Source organism: Burkholderia sp. MR1-5-21 (assembly GCF_053427715.1).
This window is the reverse complement of sequence record NZ_JBSAXD010000021.1, coordinates 48,653-73,528: the sequence shown is the minus strand read 5'-3', so window position 1 is coordinate 73,528 and position 24,876 is coordinate 48,653. Positions and strand designations below refer to the sequence as shown.

26 protein-coding genes are annotated in these 24,876 nt (G+C 68.8%); 7 read left to right on the top strand and 19 right to left on the bottom strand.

The window, feature by feature from the left end; all coding sequences use genetic code 11:
* Positions 1–31: 31 nt before the first annotated feature.
* The 5 genes from pyrR to ACV229_RS25955 all read right to left on the bottom strand — a co-directional run bounded on the left by pyrR (position 32) and on the right by ACV229_RS25955 (position 3,318).
* Positions 32–547: a bifunctional pyr operon transcriptional regulator/uracil phosphoribosyltransferase PyrR gene (gene pyrR / locus ACV229_RS25975; protein ID WP_448085971.1), complete on the bottom strand. Its 516-nt coding sequence runs from the start codon at positions 545–547 to the stop codon at positions 32–34.
* Entirely contained in the window at positions 534–983 is a 450-nt protein-coding gene (ruvX, locus tag ACV229_RS25970; protein ID WP_448085970.1) for a Holliday junction resolvase RuvX, read from the bottom strand. The genes pyrR and ruvX overlap by 14 nt, the downstream gene beginning before the upstream one ends.
* Positions 980–1,558 (bottom strand): YqgE/AlgH family protein, encoded by a 579-nt coding sequence (locus ACV229_RS25965; protein ID WP_448085969.1) that lies wholly within the window; start codon positions 1,556–1,558, stop codon positions 980–982. The genes ruvX and ACV229_RS25965 overlap by 4 nt, the downstream gene beginning before the upstream one ends.
* Before the next feature lie 174 nt (positions 1,559–1,732).
* Positions 1,733–3,043 (bottom strand): hypothetical protein, encoded by a 1,311-nt coding sequence (locus ACV229_RS25960; protein ID WP_448085968.1) that lies wholly within the window; start codon positions 3,041–3,043, stop codon positions 1,733–1,735.
* Positions 3,044–3,147: 104 nt separating this feature from the next.
* On the bottom strand, positions 3,148–3,318 hold the full coding sequence (locus ACV229_RS25955) for a rubredoxin (protein WP_004186709.1): 171 nt from the start codon (positions 3,316–3,318) through the stop codon (positions 3,148–3,150).
* 218 nt (positions 3,319–3,536) lie between these two features.
* On the opposite strand from ACV229_RS25955, the gene ACV229_RS25950 reads away from it, so the two are divergent.
* The gene (locus ACV229_RS25950; RefSeq protein WP_448085967.1) at positions 3,537–4,400 is read left to right on the top strand and encodes a hydroxymethylpyrimidine/phosphomethylpyrimidine kinase; all 864 of its coding nucleotides are present in this window, start codon (positions 3,537–3,539) and stop codon (positions 4,398–4,400) included.
* Positions 4,401–4,621: 221 nt separating this feature from the next.
* Here the strand turns inward: ACV229_RS25950 and groL are convergent, their stop codons facing one another.
* Positions 4,622–6,262 (bottom strand): chaperonin GroEL, encoded by a 1,641-nt coding sequence (groL, locus tag ACV229_RS25945; protein WP_448085966.1) that lies wholly within the window; start codon positions 6,260–6,262, stop codon positions 4,622–4,624.
* 47 nt (positions 6,263–6,309) lie between these two features.
* Positions 6,310–6,603: a co-chaperone GroES gene (groES, locus tag ACV229_RS25940; protein ID WP_448085965.1), complete on the bottom strand. Its 294-nt coding sequence runs from the start codon at positions 6,601–6,603 to the stop codon at positions 6,310–6,312.
* A gap of 751 nt (positions 6,604–7,354) precedes the next feature.
* Here groES and ACV229_RS25935 point away from each other — a divergent pair.
* The 6 genes from ACV229_RS25935 to ACV229_RS25910 all read left to right on the top strand — a co-directional run bounded on the left by ACV229_RS25935 (position 7,355) and on the right by ACV229_RS25910 (position 15,087).
* The gene (locus ACV229_RS25935; protein ID WP_448086040.1) at positions 7,355–8,788 is read left to right on the top strand and encodes a carbohydrate porin; all 1,434 of its coding nucleotides are present in this window, start codon (positions 7,355–7,357) and stop codon (positions 8,786–8,788) included.
* Between the two features lie 76 nt (positions 8,789–8,864).
* The gene (locus ACV229_RS25930) at positions 8,865–9,998 is read left to right on the top strand and encodes a hypothetical protein (RefSeq protein ID WP_448085964.1); all 1,134 of its coding nucleotides are present in this window, start codon (positions 8,865–8,867) and stop codon (positions 9,996–9,998) included.
* An 11-nt stretch (positions 9,999–10,009) separates the two neighbouring features.
* Complete coding sequence (efeB, locus tag ACV229_RS25925; protein WP_448085963.1) at positions 10,010–11,308, top strand: iron uptake transporter deferrochelatase/peroxidase subunit; 1,299 nt, start codon at positions 10,010–10,012, stop codon at positions 11,306–11,308.
* A gap of 35 nt (positions 11,309–11,343) precedes the next feature.
* Entirely contained in the window at positions 11,344–12,378 is a 1,035-nt protein-coding gene (locus ACV229_RS25920; RefSeq protein ID WP_448085962.1) for an iron ABC transporter substrate-binding protein, read from the top strand.
* Positions 12,379–12,380: 2 nt separating this feature from the next.
* The gene (locus ACV229_RS25915; protein ID WP_448085961.1) at positions 12,381–13,979 is read left to right on the top strand and encodes an ABC transporter permease; all 1,599 of its coding nucleotides are present in this window, start codon (positions 12,381–12,383) and stop codon (positions 13,977–13,979) included.
* 58 nt (positions 13,980–14,037) lie between these two features.
* The gene (locus tag ACV229_RS25910) at positions 14,038–15,087 is read left to right on the top strand and encodes an ABC transporter ATP-binding protein (protein ID WP_448085960.1); all 1,050 of its coding nucleotides are present in this window, start codon (positions 14,038–14,040) and stop codon (positions 15,085–15,087) included.
* An 11-nt stretch (positions 15,088–15,098) separates the two neighbouring features.
* Here ACV229_RS25910 and flhC read toward each other — a convergent pair whose 3' ends face one another.
* The 12 genes from flhC to ACV229_RS25850 all read right to left on the bottom strand — a co-directional run bounded on the left by flhC (position 15,099) and on the right by ACV229_RS25850 (position 24,682).
* Positions 15,099–15,626: a flagellar transcriptional regulator FlhC gene (gene flhC / locus ACV229_RS25905; protein ID WP_448085959.1), complete on the bottom strand. Its 528-nt coding sequence runs from the start codon at positions 15,624–15,626 to the stop codon at positions 15,099–15,101.
* Between the two features lie 11 nt (positions 15,627–15,637).
* The gene (gene flhD, locus ACV229_RS25900) at positions 15,638–15,955 is read right to left on the bottom strand and encodes a flagellar transcriptional regulator FlhD (RefSeq protein WP_448085958.1); all 318 of its coding nucleotides are present in this window, start codon (positions 15,953–15,955) and stop codon (positions 15,638–15,640) included.
* Between the two features lie 101 nt (positions 15,956–16,056).
* On the bottom strand, positions 16,057–16,197 hold the full coding sequence (locus ACV229_RS25895) for a hypothetical protein (protein ID WP_448085957.1): 141 nt from the start codon (positions 16,195–16,197) through the stop codon (positions 16,057–16,059).
* 446 nt (positions 16,198–16,643) lie between these two features.
* Positions 16,644–17,168 (bottom strand): SRPBCC family protein, encoded by a 525-nt coding sequence (locus ACV229_RS25890; RefSeq protein WP_448085956.1) that lies wholly within the window; start codon positions 17,166–17,168, stop codon positions 16,644–16,646.
* A gap of 15 nt (positions 17,169–17,183) precedes the next feature.
* On the bottom strand, positions 17,184–17,816 hold the full coding sequence (locus ACV229_RS25885) for a LolA family protein (RefSeq protein ID WP_448085955.1): 633 nt from the start codon (positions 17,814–17,816) through the stop codon (positions 17,184–17,186).
* Complete coding sequence (locus ACV229_RS25880) at positions 17,813–18,223, bottom strand: quinol oxidase (RefSeq protein ID WP_448085954.1); 411 nt, start codon at positions 18,221–18,223, stop codon at positions 17,813–17,815. Before ACV229_RS25880 ends, ACV229_RS25885 begins: the two co-directional genes overlap by 4 nt.
* A 33-nt stretch (positions 18,224–18,256) precedes the next feature.
* A complete protein-coding gene (locus tag ACV229_RS25875; protein ID WP_448085953.1) occupies positions 18,257–19,036 on the bottom strand; it encodes an anti-sigma factor family protein in 780 nt (259 codons plus the stop codon).
* Complete coding sequence (locus ACV229_RS25870) at positions 19,036–19,551, bottom strand: sigma-70 family RNA polymerase sigma factor (RefSeq protein WP_448085952.1); 516 nt, start codon at positions 19,549–19,551, stop codon at positions 19,036–19,038. Before ACV229_RS25870 ends, ACV229_RS25875 begins: the two co-directional genes overlap by 1 nt.
* Before the next feature lie 27 nt (positions 19,552–19,578).
* Positions 19,579–19,938, bottom strand: coding sequence for a COG4315 family predicted lipoprotein (locus ACV229_RS25865; RefSeq protein ID WP_448085951.1), 360 nt, complete (start codon positions 19,936–19,938; stop codon positions 19,579–19,581).
* Positions 19,939–20,273: 335 nt separating this feature from the next.
* Complete coding sequence (locus tag ACV229_RS25860) at positions 20,274–22,064, bottom strand: beta strand repeat-containing protein (protein WP_448085950.1); 1,791 nt, start codon at positions 22,062–22,064, stop codon at positions 20,274–20,276.
* A gap of 521 nt (positions 22,065–22,585) precedes the next feature.
* Positions 22,586–23,830 carry an NAD(P)/FAD-dependent oxidoreductase gene (locus ACV229_RS25855; protein WP_448085949.1) on the bottom strand — a complete coding sequence of 415 codons (1,245 nt, stop codon included), beginning with the start codon at positions 23,828–23,830 and terminating at the stop codon, positions 22,586–22,588.
* A gap of 66 nt (positions 23,831–23,896) precedes the next feature.
* Entirely contained in the window at positions 23,897–24,682 is a 786-nt protein-coding gene (locus ACV229_RS25850) for an ABC transporter substrate-binding protein (protein ID WP_448085948.1), read from the bottom strand.
* Positions 24,683–24,876 lie beyond the last annotated feature (194 nt).

Sequence of the window (24,876 nt, the reverse complement as noted above, 5' to 3'; positions counted from 1 at the left end):
ACCGGCAGCCCGGGATCCTGATTCGGCGCGCTCAACCGCCGCGCGCCTCGACGCGCAGCGTGAACTGCGCCGCGTCGTCGCGTGCGAGCACGAGCGTTGCGTCGGCCGGCACGTCGAGCGCGCCGCCGGCGAACCGTGCGGCGACCGGCAGCTCGCGCCCGCCGCGGTCGGCCAGCACCGCCAGCTCGACCGCGGCCGGACGGCCGTAGTCGAAGAGTTCGTTGAGCGCCGCGCGGACGGTGCGCCCCGTGTACAGCACGTCGTCGACGAGCACGATGCGCGCGCCGTCGACGTCGAACGGCAGCGACGTCGGGCTCGCCTGGCTGTGCAGCCCCTTCTTCGCGTAGTCGTCGCGATGCAGCGCGACGTTCACGACGCCGAAGCCGGGCGCGCCGAGATCGCGCGCGAGCCGCTCGGCGAGCCATGCGCCGCCGCTGTGAATGCCTGCGAGCCGCGGGCCGCCCGCGTCGGCGAAGGTCGCGCCGTACGCGTCGCGGATCTGGTCGAGCAGGACGCGGTATAGCGCCTCGGCATCAATGGTGCTCATGGTCGGACAATTGATCGAGATACTGTTGAAGGATGACGCGCGCGGCTTCGGCATCGAGCATGTCGGCCAGCGCGCGGCCGCGGACGTCGCGCGCGCGCAGCTCGGCCTCGGCTTCGACCGACGAATAGCGCTCGTCGACCCAGGTCACCGGCAGGCCGAAGCGGCCGTTCAGCTGGTTGCCGAAGCGCTTCGCCTGCTGCGTCATGTCGTGCGGCGTGCCGTCCGGATGCATCGGCAGGCCGACGACGAGCGCGTCGGGCCGCCATTCGGCCAGCAGTTCGCCGACCGCCTTGAAGCGGTGTTCGCGGTTCAGGTTGGGAATCACGACGAGCGCGCGGGCCGAGCGCGTCAGCGCATTGCCGATCGCGACGCCGATGCGTTTCTCGCCGTAGTCGAACGCCAGGAGCGTCGCGTCGCGCGCGCTCGTGCCGCTCATGCGTGCCCTGCTTCGCCGGACAGCATCGACGAGCTGACGCCGAGCAGGCCGAGCGCCGCTTCGAAGCGCTCCTCGGCCGGGGTATCGAACACGATCCGCGGATCGGCGGCGACGGTCAGCCAGCCGTTGCGGGAGATTTCTTCCTCGAGCTGCCCCGCCCCCCAGCCCGCATGGCCGAGCGTCAGCAGGAAGCGCTTCGGGCCGTTGCCGGTCGCGACTGCCTCGAGCACGTCCTTCGACGTGGTCATCTCGAGCCCGCCCTCGACGGACATCGACGAGTTGTAGTTCGCGCCCTCCACCGGCTCGTGCAGCACGAAGCCGCGCTCGGTCTGCACCGGGCCGCCGAAATACACGGGGATGTGCAGCAGCGGCTCGATGTCGAGCTTCAGGTCGATGCGGTTGAACAGCGATTCGAGGTCGATGTCGGTGGGACGGTTGATGACGAGGCCGAGCGCCCCGCGCTCGCTGTGATCGCAAAGGTAGACCACCGTTCCCGAGAACGTCGGATCGGCCATGTTCGGCATGGCGATCAGGAACTGGTTGGTAAGGTTGATGCGATCGGAAGGCTTTGGCATGGTTTGAATTTTAGCAAAGACGCCGCGGCCTGATCGAGGCCGCGATCAACAAGCAACGCCGCATCGCGCTGGCATCGGCGCGGACGGATCACATGGCACTCTAACACGCGCGCGGGCGCTGTCGGCAGCGGGCTGCCGGCGCGCGCGGCACGGGCGCGCGCAGCCTGCCTGGCATCATCCGTGCCCGGTCCGGCCGAGCGCCGCGCCGAGCGCTTCGCACGCGGCGGTCAGGTCCGGCGGCGGCACGCCTGCCGCGATCTTGAGCAGTGCCGCACGCAGCATGTCGGACGCGTGACGGTGCGCGGCGAGCCCGCCTCCGGCGGGCGGCATGCCATGCGCGGCGCAGCGCCACGCGAGGCCGAGCGTATCGGCCAGCAGCGCTGCGTGGCCGAGACCGAGCGCACAGGCAGCCGCACCGACGCGGTATGCGGCTTCGGCAGCCCGCCACGCGGCACTGGCCTCGGCTGTCGCGGGATCGGCCGCCAGGTCGGCCATCGATGCGTCGGCGGTCTGCAGGAAATCCTCATACGCATGCGCGTTGACGGTCACGACACCGAGCTCGCGGGTCGGCGCGGCCGCGACCGCGTCATGCTCGGCGCGCGCGGCATCGGCTTCCCACAGCGCCTCGGACGCCGGCGTGCCGGCCACGTGCCAGTCGACCGTCAGCCCGTAGTCGTGCAGCACGTCGACGAGCGCGACGTCTTCGGCCGCCGCGCCGAACAGCGCGAAGTCGCGCCACAGCAGCGCCGCCGTCTCGCGCACGAGGTCGGGCGGCGCGACGCGCCGGCCCTGCGCATGCTCGCCGAGCAGCAGGTTGGCGCGCGCGAGGAAGCGCTTCAGCTCGGCCGCGCCGGTCGCGCGCAGCGCGCGCAGGCACGCGGTCGCGAGGCGCCAGTAATCGTACGGGGTGTCGTCGGCCAGCTCGGCCATGCAGGCGTCGAGCCCGGCGAGCGCCGCTTCGGGCGGCATCGGCCGGGCACGCAGCACGGCGAGGAGCGCCTGTTCGAAGCGCGCGCGCACCCGGACGGCGACGGCCGCGGGCAGCACGCGCAGCGACGCGGCCGGCACCGCGCGGCCGACGAGTGCCAGCGTATCGTGCGGCACCGGCGCGCGCAGGTCGGCCGCGCACTGGGCACGCAATACGCAGAAATGGTCGAACAGGATCGGCGAGCACGCGAGTTCGCGCAGGTTGTGCCGCGCGACCGCGGCGCGGAAATCGCGCAGTGCGGCCCGGCATCCGCCGGAAGACGGCTCGGTCGCGACGAGCGACGCGGCCTGCGCGAGCTGGCCCGCGAAGCGGGCGGCCGGCAGCCAGCCGGCTTCGGCGAGCACGGCCGCCGCCGCGGACAGCGGCGCGGCCGCGTCGGCGCGCCGGTCAAGCGCTTCAGCGGCCGCCGCGAGCTGCGCGTCGGCCGCTCGCACCGCCCCGCCGCGCGGGTTGGGCAGTGCATCGAGGACGGAGATTGCCGCCGTATCGGACATCATGGACACTCGCGCCGGTCATGACGAAACGGCTCGCGTGGGCCGCAGCGCGCAGGCGCGGGCGGAACGCGAGGCCGGAGCGGAATGCCCTGAATGCGTCGGTCCGGTCAGATCTGGACCATCTCGAAGTCTTCCTTGCGCGCGCCGCATTCCGGACAGGTCCAGTTGATCGGGACGTCTTCCCAGCGCGTGCCCGGGGCGATGCCCTCTTCCGGCAGCCCGGCTTCTTCGTCGTAAATCCAGCCACAAATCAGGCACATCCAGCTCTTGTATTCCATCTTAAGCCGCGTAGGGAAAGTCGGTAAATTCGGGAGCCATGATGGTACCGTGTCGGGGCCGGACTGCCTAGCAATCGCGCTCTAGTCGGGCGCCTTCGTTGCGGCGCGCTAAAAAATCCGTTCTGCGTGCCGGTTTTACGCCGCATAATGGCTGCAAAGGGCGCACTTCGCTGGTGCAGCCCGCCCCGCTTGACCGTTCCTTCTTGCCCCATTTGTCCATGTCCAGCAACGCCCCTCCGATCGTCCTTACCTTCGGCCTGTCCGATCCCACCGGCGGCTCCGGCCTCCAAGCCGATCTGATGACCCTGGCGAGCATGGGCTGTCACGGCGTGTCCGTCCTGACGGGCTACACCGTGCGCGACTCGGCCGCCTGCGACGAGGTGACGGGCCTCGATCCCGACATCGTCGCCGCCCAGGCGCGCATGCTGCTCGAGGACATGCCGGTCGCCGCGTTCAAGATCGGCGCGGCCACGCGCGCGGAAGTCGTCAGCGCGATCGCCGAGGTGGTCGCCGACTATGACGGCGTGCCGCTCGTGCTCGCGCCCGATTTCACGCTCGACGACGAGCATGTGCTTGCCGCCGACGACCTGCGCGAATCGATCGCCGACCTGCTCGCGCCGCAGACGACGCTGCTCGTCGCCGATCACGCGACGCTGATCGCGCTCGCGCAGCCGGACGGCGATGCGGAAGCGCCGAACCTCGACGCGGCGGTGTCGCATCTGCTGTCGCAGGGGTGCGAATACATCCTCGCGTCCGAAGCCGGCTCGCACCGCCTCGTCAATACGCTGTACGGCGAGGAGGGCCAGATCCGCGAAGACATGTGGGACCGCACGCCGCACCGGCTGATGGGCCTCACCGATACGCTCGGCGCGGCAATCGCGGCGTTGCTCGCGAACGGGCAGGAACCGGCCGAAGCGGTGCGCGAGGCGCAGGAATACCTGTACCAGGCCGTGCGCGACGCATTCCGGCCGGGCATGGGCGCGTACCTGCCGGACCGCTTCTTCTGGGCGCGCAGCAACGACGACGCGTCGCCGCCCGCCGCGACGCCGGACCTGCTGCCGAGGACATCGCACCGGCATTGAGCCGTCGCGTCGCACGGCGTTGACGATGACCGCGCGCGGTCCGGCCTGGATCGCGCGTGGGCAGCCCCGCCCGCTCCTTCGCGTCGCCCGGCTCGCGCCGCACCGTGACGCCTGCATCGAACGCCCGCCGCAAATAAAAAAAGACCCGCATCGCTGCGGGTCTTTTCTTTTGGCTGGAACGCGCGTCGCCGCGCGTTCCGGACACCATCGACCGAAGTCGATTACATGTCCATGCCCATGCCGCCCATGCCGCCCGGCATGCCGCCCGGCATCGGAGCGTCTTCCTTCGGCAGTTCTGCGACAGCAGCGTCCGTCGTCAGCAGCAGGCCAGCGACCGATGCGGCGTTCTGCAGTGCGGTGCGCGTGACCTTGGTCGGGTCGACGACGCCGGCTTCGACCATGTCGACGTACTCGCCCGTCGCTGCGTTGTAGCCGTAGTTGCCGTTGCCTGCAGCAACTGCCGCCACCACGACGCTCGCTTCTTCGCCGCCGTTCGTGACGATCTGGCGCAGCGGCTCTTCCATTGCGCGCAGCACGATCTTGATGCCGGCGTTCTGGTCGGCGTTCGCGCCGGTCAGGCCTGCGATCGCGGAACGAGCGCGGATCAGCGCAACGCCGCCGCCTGCCACGATGCCTTCTTCCACAGCTGCGCGCGTGGCGTGCAGTGCGTCTTCGACACGTGCCTTCTTTTCCTTCATTTCGACTTCGGTCGCAGCGCCGACCTTGATCACTGCCACGCCGCCGGCCAGCTTGGCCACGCGCTCTTGCAGCTTTTCACGGTCGTAGTCCGACGTCGCTTCTTCGATTTGCGTGCGCACTTGCTTCACGCGCGCTTCGATGTTCACGGCTTCGCCTGCGCCGTCGATGATCGTCGTGTTTTCCTTGCCCACTTCGATGCGCTTCGCCTGGCCCAGTTCTGCCAGCGTTGCCTTCTCGAGCGTCAGGCCGGTTTCTTCCGCGACGACCTGACCGCCGGTCAGGATCGCGATGTCTTCCAGCATCGCCTTGCGACGGTCGCCGAAGCCCGGCGCCTTGACCGCAACGGTCTTCAGGATGCCGCGGATGTTGTTCACGACCAGCGTCGCGAGCGCTTCGCCTTCGACGTCTTCAGCGATGATCAGCAGCGGACGGCCAGCCTTCGCGACTTGTTCGAGCACCGGCAGCAGATCGCGGATGTTCGACACCTTCTTGTCGTGCAGCAGCACGAACGGGTTGTCGAGGACGGCGACTTGCTTGTCCGGGTTGTTGATGAAGTACGGCGACAGGTAGCCGCGGTCGAATTGCATGCCTTCGACGACGTCCAGTTCGTCGGCGAGCGACTTGCCGTCTTCGACGGTGATCACGCCTTCCTTGCCGACCTTGTCCATCGCTTCAGCGATGCGATCGCCGATCGACGAGTCGCTGTTCGCCGAGATCGAGCCGACCTGCGCGATTTCCTTGTTCGTCGTGCACGGCTTGCTGATCTTCTTCAGCTCTTCGACTGCCGCTGCAACGGCCTTGTCGATGCCGCGCTTCAGGTCCATCGGGTTCATGCCCGATGCGACGTACTTCATGCCTTCGCGGACAATCGATTGCGCGAGGACGGTTGCCGTCGTCGTGCCGTCGCCTGCGTTGTCGCTGGTCTTGGAAGCCACTTCCTTGACCATTTGCGCGCCCATGTTCTGGAGCTTGTCCTTCAGCTCGATTTCCTTCGCGACCGACACACCGTCCTTGGTGACCGTCGGGCCGCCGAAGCTGCGCTCGAGCACCACGTTGCGGCCCTTCGGACCCAGCGTGACCTTCACTGCGTTGGCGAGAATGTTCACGCCTTCGACCATCTTCGAGCGGGCGGAATCGCCGAATACGACGTCTTTAGCTGCCATGTTCTAACTCCTTGAATTCTCTGAGAATGTGAACCGTAAGTGGACGCTTACTGGGCGTTGACCACGGCCATGATGTCTTCTTCGCGCATCACGAGCAGTTCCTGGCCCTCAACCTTGACGGTCTGGCCAGCGTACTTGCCGAACAGAACGCGATCGCCGACCTTCACGTCGAGGGCGATCAGTGCGCCCTTGTCGTCGCGCTTGCCCGGGCCGACTGCCAGGATTTCACCTTGATCCGGCTTTTCTGCTGCGGCTTCGGGGATCACGATGCCCGAGGCGGTCTTGGTTTCCTGATCCAGGCGCTTGACGATCACGCGATCGTGCAAAGGACGAAGGTTCATATTCACTCCTCTCTTGAATGAGATTGAAGAACGCTTAGGGAATCTGCCCGGCGGGATGCCCGGCAGAGAATTGTTAGCACTCTCGTGCAGCGAGTGCTAATTATATGGACGGGTTTTGACAAATTCAAGAAGTGGCAAAGCAGGTTTTTTCAGCGCGCCGACAGGCGTTCAAACCCGCGCTCGAATTCCAGCAATACTGTTTGAAAACATCCACTTGGGATTCGCAACCGGGCCCGCCGGCTCCCCCTTCGACCGCCCTGGCCGGCAATCATTCCCCGATAAAACACAGGGTAAGCACGAGGTCGCGGATCGGTTGGCACTCGTCCGAGGGGGTGCGCAATCATGCCGATTCCATCCGCCGATTGCCAGCCAGCGCTGACGAGGTCGCCACTCATCCGCCCCCCCACTCAACGCGCCGTCTCCGGCCGCCCCGCCCGGATGCATCGGCCCGCATCGAATCATACATTTGTATTACACCGATATTTACGTTTTCAATTCACGAAAACGCGTGTCAGGCCCTATCCGTAAGGACGGCCATTACATCCAGTAATTTGGATGCGAATCATTCTCGTTTACATTGACTTTATTATTCAACGCTCCTACGATGCGCCGCGTTGCGTTCATCTTCATGCCCTGGCCACCCGTCGCCGAGCGTTCGGAGAGCGCCGGAAAAGCAGGACTCCAGATCAAATAGCACCAGGGGAATGACATGAAGTTTGCATCGCCCGATCGGGACCGCGTTCGCTCGCGGATGCGGCCCGCCGCCCTCGCTGCCCGTGCGGCCGCTTTCGCGTGCGCGTCGCTCGTCAGCGTCGCCGCGTTTGCCGACACGCCCGTCGACGCGCAGCCGGAAGCGCCGGAAGCCGATCTCGCGATCCAGGCGAAGCCCACCAACATGTGGACGGGCATCTGGACCCGCCAGACCCTGCTCGGCGACATGGGCGGCATCCGGCCGTGGCTCGGCAAGTACGGCGCGACGCTGCTGATCACCGAGACCAGCGAATACCTCGCGAACCTGCGCGGCGGCCTGAACCGCGGCGGCACGTACGATGGCCTGACGACCGCCACGCTGTCGGTCGATACGCAGAAGGCGATCGGCCTGCCGGGCGGCACGTTCAACGTCAGCGCGCTGCAGATCCACGGCCGCAACCTGAGCCAGACCAACCTCGGCACGCTGAACACCGCGAGCGGCATCGAGGCGCAGGACACGACGCGCCTCTGGGAGCTGTGGTACCAGCAGTCGTTCCTCGACAAGCGCGTCGACGTGAAGATCGGCCAGCAGAGCCTCGACCAGGAGTTCATGGTCAGCACCTATGCGAACACGTTCGTCAATACGATGTTCGGCTGGCCCGCGCTGCCGTCGTACGACCTGCCGAATGGCGGCCCCGCCTACCCGCTCGCGGCGCTCGGCGTGCGCGTGCGCGCGCAGCTCACGCCGAAGCTCACCGCGCTCGCAGGCGTGTTCGACGGCGATCCGCTCGGCAACAACCCGAACAACCTGAGCGGCACGAACTTCAACCTGCACAACGGCGCGCTCTACATCGGCGAGCTGCAGTACGCGCTGAACCAGCCGTCCGACGGCGAGATGGACACCGGCCACTCGAACGGCCTGCCCGGCACCTACAAGATCGGCGTCTGGTATCACAACGGCCGCTTCGCCGACCAGAACGACGGGATCGACGGCCTGTCGCTCGCGGACCCTGCATCGTCCGGCATCGCGCAGCAGCGCCACGGCAACTACAGCTTCTACGCGGTGGCCGACCAGATGATCTGGCGGCCGGACCCGACCGGCGCGAAGAGCCTCGGCGTGTTCGCGCGCGTGATGGGCGCGCCCGGCGACCGCAACCTCGTGAGCTTCGCGGCCAACGCCGGCGTCGTGCTGAAGGGGCCGTTCGAAGGCCGCGACAACGACAGCGTCGGCCTCGCCGTCACCTACATCAGGATCGGCAACCACACGACCGATCTCGACCAGACCGCGCGGATGTTCGCGAACGGCCCGTACGGCGTGCGCACGCAAGAAACGACGGTCGAGGCGACCTACCAGTACCAGGTCAACCCGTGGTGGACGATCGCGGCGGATGCGCAGTACACGTTCAACGCCGGCGCCGGCCAGAACCCGAACGACGCGACGCAGCCGCTGCGCAACACGTTCGTGCTCGGCGCGCGCACGGTCATCACGTTCTGAGCATCCGCGCCCACGTAATCCGCCACGTACCCGTTTTCGCGCGCCGGCAGCCGGCGCGCTACCCAGGAGACCCCGAATGATCGAACCCGCCCCGCTTCGCCGCCTCGCGACGGGCGCGCTCGCAGCGGCCGCGCTCGTCGCCGCCGTGGCCGCGCGCGCCGAGCCGCAAGGCTTCCTCGAGACGCTGCATCGCCACACCACGCTCGTCAACACGGTTCCCGACAACGGCGACCAGAACCCGTACGCGATCGCGGTCGCGCCGGTGTCGGCCGGCACGATCCAGCAAGGCGACGTGCTCGTCGACAACTTCAACAACGCAGCGAACCTGCAGGGCACCGGCAGCACGATCGTCGACTATCGGCCGTCGACGAAACAGATGAGCCTGTTCGCGTCGATCCCGCGCGACCTGAAGGCGTGCCCGGGCGGCGTCGGCCTGTCGACCGCGATGACGATGCTGAAATCCGGCTGGGTGATCGTCGGCAGCACGCCGAGCAACGACGGCACGACGAACACCAAGGGCGCCGGCTGCCTGGTCGTGCTCGATCCGCACGGCAACATCGCGTCGACGTGGTCGAGCCCGAACATCAACGACCCGTGGGGCAACATGGCCGTCGTCGACCGCGGCGACAGCGCGACGCTGTTCGTCAGCATGGCCGGCTTCGGCGTCGGCGGCGCCGACGGCAACCCGCCCGTCTACAAGCAGGCGACCGTGCTGCGTCTCGATCTCGACGTGCCGGCGGGCAAGCCGCCCGTGATCAAGCAGGAAACGGTGATCGCGAGCGGCCTCGGCGCGCAGGCGGACAAGAGCGTGTTTCTCGTCGGCCCGACCGGGCTCGCGTTGTCGGGAGACCAGAAGAAGCTGTACGTGTCCGACGCGATCGGCAACCGGATCGTCGAGATCGAGGATCCGCTGACGCGCGACACGAGCGCGGGCGTCGGCCGACAGGTCAGCGCCGACGGCTTCCTGCACCGCCCGCTTGCGCTCGCGAGCGCGCCGAACGGCCATCTGCTCGCGACCAACGCGCTGAACGGCCAGGTGGTCGAAATCGACCCGGTCGCCGGCAAGCAGCTGTATGCGCGCTGGATCAACACCGACAAGGCGCAAACGCCGCCCGGCAGCGGCGACCTGTTCGGCATCGCGATGACACCGGAAGGCGACGGCTTCTACTTCGTCGCCGACGATGTCAACACGCTGATGCTCGCGAAGTGACGGAGCGGACCATGGCAGACGATCTCAACCAGCCGCCGCGCCCCGCGCGACGCGGCTTCCTCAAGGCAGGCGGCGCGGCGGTGGCCGCGGGCCTCGCCGCGTCGACGATGTCCGCGGCGAAGGCAGCGGATGCGCCCGCGCCCACGACGGCTGCCGCGCACGACGGCATCGAGCCGTTCCACGGCAAGCACCAGGGCGGCATCGCGACGCCGCAGCAGCGCCACGCGTATTTCGCGGCGCTCGACCTGACGACGACCAAGCGCGCGGACGTGATCGCGCTGTTGAAGACGTGGACCGACGCCGCCGCGCGGATGACGCGCGGCGAGACCGCGCAGCCGCTCGTGACATCGGGCGGCGACGACGCGGCGCCCGTCGATGGCGGCGACGCGCTCGGCCTCGGCCCCGCACGGCTGACGATCACGTTTGGCTTCGGCCCCGGCATGTTCGCGCTCGCCGGCAAGGACCGCTACGGCCTCGCGAAGCACCGCCCCGCCGCGCTCGTCGACCTGCCGCGCTTCAACGGCGACCAGCTGCTGCCGGAGAAGACGGGCGGCGACCTGTTCATCCAGGCCTGCGCGGACGACGCGCAGGTCGCGTTCCACGCGGTGCGCCAGCTCGTGCGCCTCGGCGCGACGGCCGCGCAGATGCGCTGGGGCCAGGCCGGCTTCACGTCCGGCAAGCCCGGCGAGACGCCGCGCAACCTGATGGGCTTCAAGGACGGCACGATGAACCCGCCGATGTCCGACCCGGCCGCGATGAACGAATTCGTGTGGGCCGGCAGCGAAGGCCCCGCGTGGATGAATGGCGGCACCTATACGGTCGTGCGCCGGATCCGCATCACGCTCGAGCACTGGGACAACACGGAGCTCGGCTTCCAGGAGCAGGTGGTCGGCCGCCACAAGTACAGCGGCGCGCCGCTCGGCCAGAAGAACGAGTTCGAGCCGCTCGATCTCGACGCGGTCGACAAGGATGGCAATTCCGTCATCCCCGACAACTCGCACGCGCGCCTCGCGTCGCCGCAATTGAACAACGGCGCGCAGATCCTGCGTCGCGCGTACTCGTACAACGACAGCGCGAACTTCTACATCGAGCGCTGGCCGCCGTGGCGCCAGCAGACCGAGTACGACGCGGGGCTGATGTTCGTCGCGCACCAGCGCGACCCGCGCAAGGGCTTCATTCCGATCAACGAGAAGCTCTCGAAGCTGGACATCATGAACCAGTTCACGACGCACGTCGGCAGCGCGATCTTCGCGTGCCCGCCGGGCGCGCAGCCTGGTTCGTACATCGGCGCCGCGCTGTTCGAAGCGTAAGCCGGCCTTTCAGGATCCGATTCAGAGTGACCGACATGAAACTCTCACCCGTCAGCCGCCCGATGCGGCACCTCGTCTCCGCGGCGGCCGCCGCACTCATGCTCACGGGCGCGCTGCACGTGATGCCCGCGCACGCGGCCACGCTCACGCTGTACAACGCACAGCACGAACAAGTCGTCACACGTCTCGTGAAGGACTTCGAAATGCAGAGCGGCATCAGCGTGAAGGTGCGTCAAGGCGAAGGCCCGGCGCTCGCCGCGCAGCTCGTCGCCGAAGGCGACCGCACGCCGGCCGATGTCTACTTCACCGAGAACTCGCCCGAACTCGTGCTGCTCGACCGCAAGAGCCTGCTCACGAAAGTCGACGCCGATACGCTGAAGTCCGTGCCCGCGCGCTTCAGCGCGACCAACGGCAACTGGCAGGGCGTGCTCGCGCGCGAAAACGTGCTGATCTACAACACCGGCAAGATCCAGCCGCAACAACTGCCCGCATCGCTGCTCGATCTGGCGAAGCCGGAATGGAAGGGCAAGGTCGGCATCGCGCCGAGCGACGCCGACTTCCTGCCGCTCGTGAGCGCGGTGCTCGCGCTGCACGGCGAAGCCGCGACGCTGAACTGGCTCAAGGGCCTGAAGACGAATGCGCAGATCTTCGACGACGAGGAAGGCGTGACGGCTGCGGTCAACCGCGGCGGCGTCGTCACCGGCATCGTCAACAACTACTACTGGGATCGTCTGCATGCCGAACTGGGCGACAAGTCGACGAAGAGCGCCGTGTACCACTTCGCGCACGGCGATGTCGGCGGCGTCGTCAACGTGTCGGGCGCCGCGGTGCTGAAAGCATCGAAGCATCAGGCGGAAGCGCAGAAGTTCGTCGCGTATCTCGTCAGCGAGCGCGCGCAGAAGCTGATGGCGACGAGCCACGTCAGCTTCGAGTATCCGCTGCATCCGGGGGTCGCGCCCGATCCGATCCTCAAGCCGTTCAACGAGCTGAACCCGCCGTCGCTGTCGTTCGAACAGCTCGGCGACGACAGCCAGGCCGGCAAGCTGCTGCGCCAGGCCGGCCTGCTCTGACCATGAGCGAAGCCGTGCCCGCCGACGCGCCGGCCGTACCCGATGCCACGCGTGGCGCGGGGCGCCAGCGCGCGCCGCGCGCGCTGATCGCGGCGGCACTCTGCGGGCCGCTCGCGATCCTGCTGCCCGTCGGCTTCACGCTCTATCGCGCGGCGACGTTCGGCGCGCAGGATGCGCTCGATCTGCTGTGGCGGCCGCTCGTCGGCGAGCTGCTCGTCAATACGCTGCTGATCACGCTCGCGGCGACGCTCGCGTGCGCGGTGCTCGGCACGGCCGTCGCGTGGTGCGTCGAACGCACGACGCTGCCGCTGCGGCCACTGTGGGCCGCGCTCGCCGCCGCGCCGCTCGCGGTGCCGCCGTTCGTCACCAGCTATGCGTGGGTGTCGATCAGCCTCGATCTGCAGGATTTCCTCGGCGCACTGATCGTGCTGACGTCCTCGTACTTTCCGCTCGTCTACCTGCCGGTCGCCGCCGCGCTGCGCGAGCTCGATCCCACGCTCGAGGAAAGCGCGCGCACGCTCGGCTGCTCGCCGCGGCAGATCTTCATCCGCGTCGTGCTGCCGCAGCTGCGCCCGGCGCTCTACGGCGGCATGCTGCTCGTCGCGCTCGGCGTGCTGTCCGAATTCGGCGCATTCATGCTGCTGCGCTTTCGCACGTTCACGACCGAGATCTACGCCGAATACCGCACGTCGTTCGACGGCGGCGGCGCATCGCTGCTCGGCTGCGTGCTGATCGCGCTGTGCCTCGTCTGCGTAGCCGTCGAAGCGCGCATGCGCGGGCGCGCGCGCTACGGACTCACGCACCGCTCGGCACGCCGCGCCGCGCTGCGCTACGAGCTCGGCGCATGGCGCGGCGTCTTGGTCGCGGGCTTCGTCGCGCTCACGGCCGCGACGCTCGGCGTGCCGCTCGCAATGATCGGCTACTGGCTCACGCAGCAAGGCGCCGCCGCGGTGACACCGGCCGACGTGTCGCCCGCGCTGCTGTGGCAGGCATCGCTCGCGTCCGCCGGCTACGGGCTCGCCGCCGCGATGCTGACGACACTCGTCGCGCTGCCGCTCGCGTTCCTGCTGGTTCGGTTCCCCGGCCGCGTCTCGACCGCGCTCGAACGCGTCGTGATGACCGCGCAAGGCGTGCCGAGCATCGTGATCGCGCTCGCGCTGGTCTCGCTGACGGTGCGGCTGCTCGAACCGCTGTACCAGAGCACGCCGCTGCTGATCGGCGCATACGCGATCCTGTTCCTGCCGTTCGCGCTTGTCAGCGTGCGCGCGGCGTTTGCGCACGTGCAGCAGCAGCTCGAGGAAACTGCGCGCTCCCTCGGCCTCGGCTGGCGGCAGACGCTCACGCGCGTCGTACTGCCGCTCGTCGCACCGGGTCTGGGCGCGGCTGCGACGATGGTGTTCCTGTCCGTCGTCAACGAGCTGAACGCGACGCTGCTGCTGTCGCCGACCGGCACGCGCACGCTCGCGACGCAGGTGTGGAGCGACACGTCGCAGCTCGCGTTCGCGGCCGCGGCGCCGTACGCGGCGCTGCTCGTCGCACTGTCGCTGGGCGCGTCGGCGCTGCTGTTCCTGCTGCTCGGGCGGGCCTCGGTGCGCCGCTGAACCGCGCCACCCCGCGCCACCGTCACGCCACGCTCGCCCCCTCTTCTTCGATACCTCCATGAGCGAACTTCGCATCCACGGCCTGAGCAAATCCTTCGGCGAGCACGCCGTGCTGCACGACATCGACCTGACGGTGACGCGCGGCTCGCGGCTCGCGCTGCTCGGCCCGTCCGGCAGCGGCAAGACCACGCTGCTGCGCATCCTGTGCGGGTTCGAACGCGCGGAGCGCGGGATCGTCGAGATCGACGGGCGCCGGGTTGCCGCGCCCGACCTGCACCTGCCGCCCGAACAACGACGGATCGGCTACGTGCCGCAGGAAGGCGCGCTGTTTCCGCATCTGTCGGTCGCGGACAACATCGCGTTCGGCCTGCCGCGCGCCGCGCGGCGGCAGCATCACCGCGTCGGCGAACTGCTCGAGATGGTCGGCCTGCCCGCGTCGTACGCCGGCCGTGCGCCGCAGCAGCTGTCCGGCGGGCAGCAGCAGCGTGTCGCGCTGGCGCGCGCGCTCGCGCCCGAGCCGTCGCTCGTGATCCTCGACGAGCCGTTCTCGTCGCTCGACACGTCATTGCGGCACGAGACGCGCAGCGCGGTCGCCGCAGCCCTCACCGCGGCGGGCGCGACGTCGGTGCTCGTCACGCATGACCAGCCCGAAGCGATGACGCTCGGCGACGAAGTCGCGGTGCTATGGGAAGGCCGCATCGTGCAGACCGCCGCGCCGCAGACGCTCTATCGGCAGCCGGTGACGCGCGACGTCGCGTCGTTCGTCGGTCAGGCGGTGCTGCTCGCGGGACAGGTGCGCGACGGGCGCATCGGCTGCGCGCTCGGCGAGCTGCCGCTCGTCGCGCCGCTGCCCGACGGTCCCGCGGATGCAATGCTGCGGCCCGAGCAGATTCACGTCGTCCCGGCCGCTCGGGCGCAAGCGTCGCGCGGACATGCGGCGCACATCGAATCGGCGCAGTTCGGCGGTCAGGACGCGGACGTGTTCGCGCGCCTCGTCGATGCGCCCGATACCGTCGTGCGCGCACGGGTGCCCGGGCATCGCTGCCCGGCCGTCGGCGAACGCGTCGTGCTCGCGGTCGACGGCGCGGTGATGGCGTACGCGCGCTGACGCGCAGCCGGTCAATGCATTGCCTGCTTCGCCGTCTTGCCGGCGCGCGCGGGCGGCTGGCAGATCGCGCACGCCTTGCGTCCGTGAAGTTCGTACTTGTGCCCGACGAACTTGCCGCGGCAGCGGTGGCATTCCGTGATCTGCAGGATCCCGCCGTTGAAGAAGCGCACGAGCGTCCACGCGCGCGTCAGATCGAGCTGCACGTCCATGCCCGAATGCTCGCAGTGCTCGCGATACAGCCGGTATCCCTTCGTCAGCGCGTCGAGGTGCGAGCAGCGCGCCTCGTCCTTCAGGAATGCGTAGGTGTTGTAGAACAGCGATGCGTGGATGTTCGCCTGCCACGTCATGTACCAGTCGGCCGACGACGGCAGCATGCCCTTCGGCGGCGACGCACCCTTCACTTCGCGGTACAGGCGGATCAGCCGATCGCGCGACAGCGTGAGCTCGGTTTCGAGCAGCTGCATGCGCGCGCCGAGCTCGATCAGGTCGACCGCGCGCGACACTTCCCGTGCGTATTCGATGAGACTCGTCTTCGACATCGCGGCCTCCGTCACGCGAACTGCGCGGCCGGCTGGCCCGCGAGCAGGATCGCCGCGTGCGTGTGCGACACGTCCGCATGCTTCGGCGAGCCGGCGAGCGCGGACAGCATCGCGTGATCGCCGAACCGGAACGCGCACAGCAGCTGGTCGCAGGCCGCGAGCCGCGTCGTCTGCGCGAGCGTCAGCGACGACAGCAGTTCGGCGAGCGGCGCCGACAACCCGAGCCGGAACATGCCGGCCTCGCGGTCGTCGCGCAGCAGGCGCTGCGCGAGCATCAGGTACGTCAGGTTGATGTCCCGGACCGCTTCCAGCGAGTCGTTCTGGTTCACGTCTTTTCTCCGTTCAGGCAGGGGCCGGCGCGCTTGCCGGCCTGCGGCTCGTCATCGGTGGTTTGCTTGCCGTTCGCGTAATGTCTGCGTACGCGATGCGTTCAACTTCCGCCGCGCGCGTCGGAGACGCCCGCGGCGATCAGGCTCTTCGCCAGTTCCCGCAGAAGATGCTGGGTCAATGCGCCTGCGCCGTTCCGGGCAAGGCGTTGCAGTTCGATCAGGTCTCGTGCCGCGCGGCTCATGATGGCCTCCGTTCGCGTGTGTGACGCCGGTGTGAAGTTGCTGGTTCGACAAGGGAGCATCCAGCCACTCAAGCCTCATGCGACGTTCGTTCACGGAACCGGGCACGAAGGCGTCCGCTGTGTGGGTTTCGATGCCCGCCTCGGAACGGGTTCGATCACGTCGGACGAAAAACGGAAAACGTTTGTTGTGACGAAAGTATCGGCGACGGCAGGCGGGATTCAAATCGTCGGACGCTGATCTTCACGTCATATTTTTGCGGTCCGTCGTGTAGGGATTCGCCGACAGGGTTGGTACGCATAGGGCAGCGGCTAATGCGGCGCGGCGCGAGCGGCGGGATGCCGGCATGCGGCGGTATCGGGCTGAATTGGCGACCAGGGCCACCGGGTCGACGTTGAAGGTGTCAGTGGCTTGGGCATCCATCGCCGGACGCCCAAGCCGCCCCATTTCACCCGCGCTCCGCCGGCCCGCCCAGCGTGCCGGCGACCGGCGCGAACGACCGGCCGTCCGATTCGACGCCGGCGCCGAGCAGCTGCGCAAGCCCGCGCGCGCCCTCGCGCATCACGACGTCGTGGTTCCACTTGAACAGCGGCCGCGCGAGCGGCGCGAGCCAGTTCATCCAGCGCACGTGCGTCTGGATATGCCACGCGTAACGAACGATCGTGCGTTCGCCGTCGTCGGCGAACGTCCAGCGACCGTGGCCCTCGACCGCGCCGCTCGCGCAGCCCTCGAGCGCGCGCATCGGCTCGACGCGCACGATGCGCATGTCGAAGGTCAGCCGGTACGGCAACGCGCCCTTCCACGTATACCGGTGCAGCGCGCCGACGCCGTGCACGTCGCCGCGCTCGAGCTCGACGGTCCGCTCGGCGCCCTTCCACCAGTCCGGCCACATGTCGGCCTGGTAGATCGCATTCCACACCGCGGCGAGCGGCGCGTCCACCCGCCACGTCGTCGCAAACCGGTACTCAGCCATGCGGCCTCCCGCGCGTCAGGGATCGAAGAAATGATCGGGGAATGCGACATCGATCTCGACGTCGTCCAGCGTCACGGTTTCGAGCGGCTGGTCGTCGCCGTCCGCGAAGCTGACGACCTTCAGCGGAAAGCCGTCGTCCGTATCGAGCCAGAGCTGGTAGCGATGCACGCCCGCGACGACGTGCGCGGGCGCGCCCGTCACGGTGACGCGCAGCGCGGTCCGGCCGCCGACCGTCTCCTCGCCCTGCGTCACGGTCAAGCCGCCCTCCTGCAGCGCATGGACGTTGCGCAGCAGCTCGCCGATGTCGGACTGGTCGACCCGGTGCCCGCTCGGGTCGCGCACGAGCGGATTGGTCGGCGACAGCGACAGCGCAGGCGGCATGTGCGCGCCGAACGGCCGCACCCGCACCTTGCGGCTGACCGGATCGTAGACGAGCACCGCGCCCCGATGGGGCGCGACGAAATCCATCCGGATGTAGCCGGGCTTCCGGTACGCGTAATGAATCTCGGTCGGCACGCCGTGCCGCGGCGACGAGCGGATCGTCGCGCGGTACGAGCTCGCGTGGTCGAATTGTTCCTGCGCGACGGTCACGGGATCTGCGGTCATGCTCGCTCCAATCAGCGCGGCGGCCAGCCAGGCGGCAATCACGGCGCCTCCTCGACCTCCAGCACGCCCTCCATGCCGCGCTCGCGGTGGGTCTTGAAGAACAGCAGCCGATGCGTGCAATAGTAGGCGAAGCGGCCCGGCTGCGTCGGCGTGAACCGGAAGGTCTTCGGCGCCGTGCTCAGCTCGGTGCGCACCGCGATGCCGGCCTGCGGCGCATCGATCACGAAGCTGTGCGGGACCAGGCCGTGCTCGGCCGACACGGTCAGCTCGACCGGCACGCGCGCCTTCACGATCACATGATTCGGGCGAAAGAAATAGCTGCCGCCGACGATCGCGACCCGCTGCACGCCGTCCGCATCGACCGGCACGCGCACCGGCGTGTCTTCGGCGGCGCGCGCGGTGCCGGCCACCAGTGTCAGCATCAGCAGTATCCGGGCCAGCAGCCTCATCGCATCCTCCGTTCCCGCGCGCGGCGCGGTGCGTCAGCCCTTCCACGCATCCTTCGAGCCGCCAAGCGCCTCGCAGGCCTCCATCGCGATCTCGCGCAGGCGAGGCTCGTCGCCGCGGCCGGACAGCGCATAGCCCATCCCGCGATCCGACCAGAAATACGTGCGGCGGTCATCGCCGGACATCGCGCGCGGCGTCACGCTGCGTTCGGCATACGCTGTCATGTACAGCGTCACGCGCTGACCGTCCGCGCGCTGGTACATGAACTGCGCGGCCGGCCCCGACACGCCGGGCAGCAGCCGTCCGCCGATCAGCGCATAGCCGTATTCGGCGAGCGACGGCGCGCGCACCGGCCGGCCGACGCGGGCCGACAGCCAGGCCGCGAGACGATCGGGCTCGCTCGCGTCGACCTCGACCGGATGCTGGCGATCGGACGCATACACCGCATACGCGACGTCCGCGCGCGCGGCAAACGCGGGGGCGGCGCCGAACGCGGTCCATCCCGCATGCAGCGCGACGCCGAGCACGAGCCCGGCCGCCAGCGCGCCCAGGCCGAGCGCGACGTTGCGCCGCCACGACGTGCGGCGCTGCACGAACAGCGCCGGCGCGGCGCCGGGCAGCGGAAACAGCGCCTGCAGCGCGGCACGCTGCGCACGGTAATGCGCGAGTCGTTCGGCATCCTCCGGATTCGCCTGCAGGCGTTCGAGCACCTCGCGACGCTCCGGCCCGGACAGCTCGCCGTCCAGCAGCGCGGACAGCAGCTGCGCCGCCGCGTCGGCGTCGTACTCGTTCGAGGGCTTGCGCGATTCGTCCATCATGTCTTCCTGATCACCCGTAGCGATGCGCCGCGGCCGGCAGACTGCTCGTCCGACAGCAGCGCGCGCATGTGCTCGCGCGCCCGCGCGAGCCGCGACATCACCGTGCCCACCGGCACCGCCAGCACCTGCGCGGCTTCCTGGTAGCTCAATTCCTCGAGCGCCACCAGCAGCAGCACTTCGCGCTGCTCGACGGGCAGCCGGTACAGCGCGCGCTGCACGTCGCGCAGCAGCAGCCCGCTGATCTCGCCCGCCGGGGCGGCCATCGTCTGCCACGGCGCGGTCGCGTCATCGACCGCGATCTCGCGCCGTGCGCGGAGCTGGTCGATGAAGCGATGCCGCAGCAGCGTCAGCAGCCACGCGCACAGATTGCCGTCGATGCGTGGCGGCTTGTTCAGCGCGCGCTCGAGCGTGTCCTGCACGAGGTCGTCGGCCCACGCCGGGTCGCCCGTCAGCGCACGCGCATACCGCGTGAGGCGCGGCAGCCACACCAGCAGGTCGGATTCGTAGCTCATCCGGATGTCCCGCGCGCCGCCGCGCCGTCACGGCCGCGCGACGTGCCACATGCCGCCCATTCCGTCGCCGCCCGCGTCGCCCGCCTTGTGGTCCATCTTCCAGCGGTACAGCGGGTGTCCCTTGTATGCCCATTGCGTCTTGCCGTCGTCGCGCTTCACGATGCTCCACGCGCCCGACGCTTTATCGTATGCATCGGCGAGCGCCGGCGGCCAGTTCGCCGTGCACGCGCTGTCGCACATGCTCTTGCCGAGCGCGTCGTGATCGAACGTGTACAGCGTCATGTGGTCCTCGTCGACCAGCTTCCCGCCGCTGACCTGCGGCGGCTCCGCGACCGCGGGCAGCGACGCCCCGGCCGTCAGCGCGGCGACGAGCAGCATCCGTTTCATTTCCGTTCTCCTTCGCGTGGCATCGCGGCGCGCACGGCGTCGCCGCGAAACGGGCGGGACGATGAACCGGGACGATCGACTTCATCGTGGAAATTATCCCGCTGCCCGGCCGCGCCGTGTCTCGGTAGATAAACGGACAAACCCGCCCGGTTATTCCGATGCGAGCAGGTGCGCCGCGTGCAGCGGCCGCTCGTCACCGCGCTATCAGCGCACGCGGGAATAACGGGGTCGCATGAAAAAGGCGGCATGACATCCGTGTCATGCCGCCTTCCCTGCCCGCTGGCGGACGGCGGGCCTGCTACAGCAGTGCGTCCGCCGCCCGCCGTCAGGCTGCCTTACTTCGGCAGTGCGCCCGTCAGCGTCGTGATCAGCGACGACACCGGTGCGAGCGGGTTGTTAGGCGAACCGCCACTCGAGTGCGGCGTGACCGACAGGCCCGGCGCCGAGCCGAGTGCCGTGCCGACGGCCGTACCGACCGAGTTGACGACCGTGCCCGACGCGTTCGCGCCGTTCGTCAGCAGCGAACCGGCCGCACCCGCCGTGCTGCCCGCCGCGCTCGCGCCCGAGCCCATCAGGCTGCCGCCCGCCGCTGCCGTCGAACCGGCGGCGCCCGCAAGCGCGCCGCCAGCCTGCGACAGGGCCGCCGGACCGTTCGCCAGCGCGCCCGTCAGTGCGCCGGCCGCTTGCGACAGCGGCGCGCCGGCGTTGCCCAACGCGCCGGTGACCGAACCCAGCGCACCCGTCAGTGCGCCGGCCGGGTTGCTGCCGCCGGGCAGGCCGTCCGTCAGGCCGTTCACGAGATTCGTGATCGGCGCGATCGGGCTGCTGCCGGCTGCACCCGACAGCGTGTTGACCACCTGCGTCACCGCACCCTGCACCGGCGCCAGCGGGTTCGAGCCGCCGCCGAGGTTGCCCAGTGCGCTCGTCACCGAGTTCACCGCGCCCGTCAGCGCGCCAGCCGGGTTGCCGCCGCCGAGCGCGCCGACGACCTGGTTCAGCGCGCCCTGCACCGGCGCGAGCGGGTTCGAGCCGCCGCTGAGGTTACCGAGTGCGCCCGTCACCGAATTCACCGCGTTGCCCAGTGCGCCCGTCGCCGTGCTGACCGCGTTGCTCAGCGCACCAGCCGGGTTGCCGGCGCTCAGCGTGTTGACCACCTGGTTCACCGCGCCCTGTACCGGCGCCAGCGCGTTCGAGCCGCCAAGGTTGCCGAGTGCGCCGGTAACCGAGCCCAGTGCACCCGTCAGCGCGCCGGCCGGATTGCTGCCACCGGGCAGGCCGTTCACGAGGTTCGTGATCGGCGCGATCGGGCTGCTGCCTGCGGCACCGGACAGCGTGTTGACCACCTGCGTCACCGCGCCTTGCACCGGTGCCAGCGGGTTCGAGCCGCCGAGGTTGCCGAGCGCGCCCGTCAGCGAACTCACGGCATTGCCGAGCGCGACGCCCGGATTGTCGCCAAGCGTGCCCGCGAGTCGGGTCACCGCGCCTTGCACCGGCGCGAGCGGATTCGCGCCGCCGCCGATGTTGCCGAGTGCACCCGTGATCGGGTTGACCGCGTTGCCGAGCGCGCCGGCCGGATTGCCGCTACCGAGCGTACCGACGACCTGGTTCACCGCACCCTGCACCGGTGCGAGCGGGCTCGAGCCGCTGCCGACCTGGCCCGCGATCGCGTTCACGGCGTTGACGAGCGCGTCGGCCGGATTGCCGCCGCCAAGCGTGCCGACGACCTGGTTCACTGCGCCTTGAACCGGCGCGAGCGGGTTCGCGCCGCCGCCGAGGTTGCCGAGTGCGCCCGTCACCTGGCCGACAGTGCCGGTCAGCGCACCGGCCGGATTGCCGCTGCCCAGCGTGCCTACCACCTGATTCACCGCGCCGTTCATCACGCTGGCGGGATCGCCGAGCGACGTCTGAATCGCGCCCGAGCCGGATGCAGTCACGGCAATCGAACCCAGCGGCGTTGTCCCCGTCGCGACGATGCTTGCCGACGCACCGTTCGTCGGCGGATTGACGATCACCTGCGGAATCGACAGCACATCGAGCGGTCCTGCGGCCGCGGAACCCGAAGCCAGCACCCCGAACACCGTCACAACCGACAGCGCCCCACCCGTCAATTTAAAATTTTTTCCCATCGTGACCTCATCTCCGGTTGGCACTACGTTGATAAAGCACGGGGACAGATTGCACGAAGCGTGCCACGGGGAAATTCAGGTCTATTTTCTTGATTTATTGCAACGCAATATCACCTCCATACCTGATTTCATTACAAAAAAATTCAGGCCCACGACATAAATCGTATGAGGAAAATCGGGCGTCCGGCATGGATGTAACGTAACGTTTGCGAGCCCTGAGTAACGTGTACCGGTACATGGGGAACGATGCGAGAGCGCCGTTTTTAGTCGGCCGTCGATGTCAATCCGATTGACTGGAATCGTCACATTTCATGAATATGAAAATGCATTGAAAAATCGCGCATTCATCGGTTTTCTCATTTCGCGATTGCTTTCCGGCCAATTACGCAGATCATTGCGCATCCGGATAATGCCGGGCTGATCGACAGCCCGCTGAAAAACTGTGTCGCACCGGCGCACGCCCGGGCGAACGCCGGTCTGCGGCACCGGCGCACCCAACCGTGCGCGCCGGTCAGCCCGACTCAGCCGAAGCGAGCGGCCCGGTAAGGATGCGGATCGATGTAGGTCGGCGCGCCCGTCATCATCTCGGCAAGCAGGCGTCCGGTCGCGGGGCCGAGCGTCAGCCCGTGATGGCAGTGGCCGAACGCGAACCACAGGTGCCGGTGGCGCGGTGCGGGCCCGATCACCGGACGCATGTCCGGCGTGCACGGCCGCATCCCGAGCCACGGCGCCGGGTCGAGCCGCTCGCCGATGCCGAACGCGTCGCGCGCGAGCGGTTCCGCGCGCGCGAGCTGCACGCCGGTCGGCGGCGCGCCGCGCAGCGCGATCTCGACGCCGGTCGTGAGCCGCAGGCGGCCGCCGTCCATCGGCGCAACGACGAAGCCCTCCTCGGTATCGCACACGGGCACGTTCAACGGCGCGCGCGTCGGGCGGTAATGCATGTGATAGCCGCGCTTCGCGCGCAGCGGAATCCGGTAGCCGAGCGGCGCGAACACGTGGTCGGACCAGGGCCCGAGCGCCACCACCACCGAGCGCGCCGCGATGCGTCCGTGCGCGGTATCCACGCTCCAGCCGTCGCGTTCCTGCTCGAGCGTCATCGCGTCGCCGATCGCGAACGTACCGCCCTCGCGCTCGAAGAGACGCGCATAGGCTTTGGTCAGGCCGCCCGGATTCGACACGCTCTTCGGATCCTGCCAGTGGAACCCGCCGCAAAACGCCTCGCCGAGGCCGGGCTCGCGCTCGCGCAGCGCACGCGCATCGAGCACGGTCATGCGCAGCCCGTGCTCGCCCGCGATGCGCTGCTGCGCGCGGGCTTCCGCGTCGAACAGCGCGGGCGAGCGAAACGCCTCGATCCACCCGCCGTCATGCACGAGCGGCTGCGCATCGGTGCGCGCGAGCAGCGCGTCGTGCTCGTCGACGCTTGCCGCGATCAGCGGCAGCAGGTCGCGCGCGGCGGCCGCGAGCCGCTGCGGCGACGATTCCCGCCAGAAACGCGCGAGCCAGCCCGCGTACGCGGGCATCGCCTTGTAGTCCCAATAGAGATCGACCGAGCGGTTGCGCGCATAGCGCAGCAGCGTGCCGAGCTTGCGCGGGAACGCATACGGCACGACCGACGAGCGCTCGATGAGCCCCGCGTTGCCGTGGCTCGTTTCCTCGCCCGGCCCGCGCCGGTCGACGAGCGCGACGCGCAGGCCGCGATCCTGCAGATGCAGCGCGGACGACACGCCGACGATGCCGGCCCCCAGGACGATGACGTCGAAATCCATGCTTCCTCGTACTGCGTCGAGATTCGATGCGATGCGCGCCGGACGCTGCGTCCGGCGCGCCCCGGCTTACTTCGCGATGATGTCGCGCTTGAAGTACTTCTGCGACAGCCCGCTCAGCGTACCGTCCTTCTTCAGCGCGTCGAGCGCGCCGACGATCTTCGCCTGCAGCGCCTTGTCGCCCTTGCGCATCCCGAAGCCCGTGCCCTCGCCGAGCGTCGCCGGATCCTTCAGCGGCTCGCCGACGATCTGGTAGTCGCGGCCGGCCGGCTTGTCGAGGAAGCCGTCCTGCGCGGTCTGCGCTTCCTGCACCGCCGCATCGAGACGGCCCGCAACGAGATCCGCGTAGATCTGGTCCTGATCCTGGTACGACACGACCGCCACGCCCGCGTTGGCCCAGTGCGCCTTCAGGAAATCCTCTTGCGACGACCCTTGCAGCACGCCGACGCGCTTGCCGTGCAGGCTCGCCGTGTCGGGCAGCAGCGGCGCGCCGCGCTTCGCGACCATCACGATCGGCACGACGTAGATCGCCGGCGTGAAATCGATGCTCTGGCGGCGCTTCGCGGTGATGTTCATCGCCGAGTTGATCGCGTCGAACTTGCGCGCCTGCAGCGCGGGAATCAGCCCGTCGAACGCATTCTCGACCCATACGCACTTCATCTTCAGCTTCGCGCAAACCGCATTGCCGACATCGACGTCGAAGCCCTGCAGTTGCCCGGACGGCGTCTTGCTCTCGAACGGGGGATAGGCGGCTTCGATCCCGAAGCGCAACGTGTTGGCGGTCTGTTCCGCGTGTGCCGTGACGGCTGCGCTCGCGAAAGCCGCGGCGACGCACAGAGAGAGCTTCCAGTTCATGACGGGTCCTGTCTGGGTTGAGGCAATGGGGGACGGCTGCACGGCGCCATCGACAGCGCGCCGGATCGGCACGATGCACGGCCGGCCGGCGATGCGGCAGCGCACGTCCATGCACGCAAAATATAGACTGTTAGTCTACTATAGACTATAGGGGATACGATAATCGTGCCCGCGCTGCGACGAGCCGGCATCGT